General features: G+C 75.6%; 2 protein-coding genes. One reads left to right on the forward strand and one right to left on the reverse strand.

Annotated features, from left to right (window positions below; all coding sequences use genetic code 11):
• The first annotated feature begins 115 nt into the window (after positions 1–115).
• A complete protein-coding gene (locus tag SZN_RS36015) occupies positions 116–625 on the forward strand; it encodes a DUF1990 family protein (RefSeq protein WP_043735030.1) in 510 nt (169 codons plus the stop codon).
• A 35-nt stretch (positions 626–660) separates the two neighbouring features.
• Here SZN_RS36015 and SZN_RS36020 read toward each other — a convergent pair whose 3' ends face one another.
• Positions 661–3279 carry a glycosyltransferase family 1 protein gene (locus SZN_RS36020; RefSeq protein WP_007505355.1) on the reverse strand — a complete coding sequence of 873 codons (2619 nt, stop codon included), beginning with the start codon at positions 3277–3279 and terminating at the stop codon, positions 661–663.
• Between the last annotated feature and the right edge of the window lie 684 nt (positions 3280–3963).

The raw sequence follows: 3963 nt of genomic DNA on the forward strand, positions 1-3963 counted from the left end.
CGGTGGCCGCCGCCGGTCCGCGGCCGACGCCGGCCGGCCGCGGCGGGACGGCACGGCACGGCGGGCGGCACCCGGGGCGCGACCGGCCCCGGCCGCCGCCCTACTCTTGGGACCCATGTCCTTCACGTACGACGACGTCGGCGCGACCCGCAAGCCCGGCTTCTGCCCGCCCGGCTTCCACCCCCTGCACGTGCGCACCCGCATAGGCGAGGGCGAGGACGTCTTCCGCCGGGCCGCCGAGGCGGTCATGACCTGGGAGATGCACCGCGCCGTGGGGCTCGCCCTCGACGCCTCGGCCGACCGCGCGGCCCCCGACGTCGACGTCACGCTCACCCTGGCCGGCATGATCAAGGCGCCGTGCCGGGTGGTCTGGACGGTGGAGGAGCACCGCCGCGCGGGCTGGGCCTACGGCACCCTGCCCGGCCACCCCGAGTGCGGTGAGGAGTCCTTCGTCGTGGACCGCACGGGCGACGGCACGGTCTGGCTGACGGTGAACGCCTTCAGCCGCGCGGCCAAGTGGTACTCGCGGGCGGCCGGCCCGGCGACCCGCGGCCTCCAGCACGCCTACGCGCGGCGGTGCGGGGCGGCTGTGCGGCGGCTGTGCGGGCCGCTGTCGGAGTTCTGACCCCGGGCCGGGACCGCCCCGGCCCGGGACCGCGCTCACCGCATCAGCACCCCGGCGCCCTCCCCCGTGCCCTCCGAGGGCACGGCCAGCAGGCCCAGTTCCGCGCGCGAGGCCAGCAGGCGGTGCGAGGGGAGGATGCGCACCGTGTAGCCGTAGGGTCCCGTCCGGTCCAGTGCCAGCGGGCCCTCGTAGACCCAGCGGCCCTCGGCGTCGGGGCTGCCCACGGGCTTCAGCGCGGCCGTCGAGGCGTCGGCGATACGGTCCTCGGAGTCGACGCGGCCGGAGACGGCCTGCACCTCCACGTCCTCCGGGCCGAGGTCGCCCAGCCCGACCCGCACCCGCAGGCCCAGCGTCGAGCCGAGCTCCGCCGTGGGGGACGCGGCCGACGTCTCGACGTGGTCGACCGTCACCCCGTGCCACGCCGCGCGCACCCGGGCCTTCCAGGCGGCCAGTTCACGCGCCGCGTCGGGCGTCATCGCGCGGTGGGCGTGCGCGGCCGGGGTGTAGAGGCGCTCGACGTACTCGCGGACCATGCGCCCGGCCAGCAGCTTCGGACCGAGCAGGGTCAGGGTCTGGCGGACCATCTGGATCCACCGGTCGGGCAGCCCGGCCTCGCCGCGCTCGTAGAAGCGCGGCGTCACCCGCTGCTCCAGCAGGTCGTACAGCGCCGCCGCCTCTATGTCGTCGCGCCGGTCGGGGTCCGTGGCGGTGCCGTCCGCCGTGGGGATGGCCCAGCCGAAGTCCGGCTGGAACCACTCGTCCCACCAGCCGTCCAGGACGGACAGGTTGAGGCAGCCGTTCAGCGCCGCCTTCATGCCGGAGGTGCCGCACGCCTCCAGCGGGCGCAGCGGGTTGTTCAGCCAGATGTCGCAGCCCGGGTAGAGCTTCTGGGCCATCGCCATGCCGTAGTCCGGCAGGAAGACCAGCCGGTGGCGCACCCGCGGGTCGTCCGCGAACCGCACCAGCTCCTGGACCAGGCGCTTGCCGCCGTCGTCCGCCGGGTGCGCCTTGCCCGCCACCACGATCTGGACCGGCCGCTCGGGGTGCAGCAGCAGGTCCATCAGCCGCTCGCGGTCGCGCAGCATCAGCGTGAGCCGCTTGTACGAGGGGACCCGGCGGGCGAATCCGATGGTGAGGACGTCGGGGTCGAGCACCCCGTCGATCCAGCCCAACTCCGCCGTTCCCGCGCCGCGTTGGCGCCAGGACGCGGCCAGCCGCGACCGCACCTCCCGCACCAGTTGCTCGCGCAGGCCCCGGCGCAGCTCCCAGATGTCCTGGTCGGGGATCTCGCCGACGGCGTCCCAGCGCTCCGAGCCGCCGACGGTCATCGCGTCCTCGGTGCGCCGGCCGCCGATCTGGCGCGCGCCGAGCCGGAAGACCTCCGGGGCCACCCAGGTCGGCGCGTGCACGCCGTTGGTGACGGAGGTGATCGGCACCTCGTCCGGGTCGAAGCCCGGCCACAGGCCGGAGAACATCTCCCGGCTGACGTTGCCGTGCAGCAGTGAGACGCCGTTGGCCCGCTGGCCCAGGCGCAGGCCCATCACGGCCATGTTGAAGAGGTTGGGCTCGCCGCCGGGGTACGTCTCCATGCCGAGCTGGAGGACGCGCCCGACCTCGATGCCCGGCAGTTCGGCGGCGGGCCCGAAGTGGCGGGCGACCAGCTCCCGGTCGAAGCGGTCGATGCCCGCCGGGACGGGGGTGTGGGTGGTGAAGACGGTGCCGGCCCGCACCGCCTCCAGCGCGGAGTCGAAGTCCAGCCCGCCGTTGCAGAGTTCGGCGATGCGCTCCAGGCCGAGGAAGCCGGCGTGGCCCTCGTTGGTGTGGAAGACCTCGGGGTCGGGGTGGCCGGTGAGCCGGCAGTACGTCCGCACGGCCCGCACCCCTCCTATGCCGAGCAGCATCTCCTGGAGCAGCCGGTGCTCGCTGCCGCCGCCGTAGAGCCGGTCGGTCACCCCGCGTTCGCCGAGGTCGTTCTCCTCGACGTCGGAGTCGAGCATCAGCAGCGGGACGCGGCCGACCTGGGCCAGCCAGACCCGGGCGTGCAGCGACCGGCCGCCGGGCAGCGCGAGCGAGACGCGGGCGGCGGTGCCGTCGGGCTCCCTCAGCAGCGCGAGCGGCAGCTCGTGGGGGTCGAGGACCGGGTAGTGCTCCTGCTGCCAGCCGTCCCGGGAGAGGGTCTGGCGGAAGTAGCCGTGCCGGTACAGCAGCCCCACCCCGATCAGGGGCACGCCGAGGTCGCTGGCCGCCTTCAGATGGTCGCCGGCGAGGATGCCGAGGCCGCCGGAGTACTGGGGCAGGGCGGCCGTGATGCCGAACTCGGGCGAGAAGTAGGCGATGGCGCGGGGCAGTTCGGCGGAGTGCGTCTGGTACCAGCGCTCTCCGGTGACGTAGTCGTCGAGATCGGCGGCGACGGCCGCGAGCCGGCGCAGGAAGTCCTCGTCCCCGGCCAGCTCCGCGAGCCGGCCGGGCGCGACGCCGCCCAGCAGCCGTACGGGGTCCTCGCCCGAGGCGGCCCAGTTGCCGGGGTCGACGCGGCGGAAGAGGTCACGGGTCTCGGTGTGCCAGGACCAGCGCAGATTGCGCGCCAGGTCGCTCAGGGACCGGAGGGGTTCGGGGAGGACTGGACGGACGGTGAACCGACGGATCGCCTTCACTTTCCACCTCGGGCAGCGCGTGGCAGGGGGACACACGGCGGTGTGGGTCCCGTCATCGCCCCCGACGGTAGCGGTATGCGGGGCTTCGTCACCAGCGTGCGATTTGCGGCGGCCGGGCGCGTCGGGCCGAAGGCACCCGGGCGGACGGCGACCGCGGCCAGGGGCCGCACGGGGGTGCGGCCCTCACGTCGCCGCGCGCGACCACCCCGGGCGATATGGCCGATTTCGGCCCCGCAGGCGTGGTTGTGGCGGCTTCTGGCGCCACGAGAGGGTGACAGAGGCGTACCGGTCCGTCACCGGGTGCATCCGGGGCCCGGGGCCGCCCGGCGCCGCGTCGAGGAGGGGAGCGCACACCATGGCACGCACGCGTGCACGGCGGCTGCGGCGGGCCCGCGCCCTGACGGCGGTGACCCGTGCCGCCGCGCCACCGACCGGGACGAGGCCCGCACGCGCCGTACGCGGGGCCGGGACGGGGCCCGCACGCGCCGTACGCGGGGCCGGGACGAGGCCCGCACGCGCCGTACGCGAGGGACCGGCACCGGGCGGCGAAGGCCCCGGCTCCGCCGTCACGCCGTACGGGCGGACGACGAACGCCCCGGCGGCACGAACGGCGGCCACCGCGCCTACGGGCCGGACGGGCCCGCACGCGCCGTACGCGAGGGACCGGCACCGGGCGGCGGACGT

Origin of the sequence: Streptomyces zinciresistens K42, from assembly GCF_000225525.1 — a bacterium.
GTDB lineage: Bacteria > Actinomycetota > Actinomycetes > Streptomycetales > Streptomycetaceae > Streptomyces > Streptomyces zinciresistens.

Coding starts and splice junctions, on each gene's coding strand:
- SZN_RS36015 (WP_043735030.1), top strand. CDS start 116: ATGTCCTTCACGTACGACGACGTCGGCGCGACCCGCAAGCCCGGCTTC.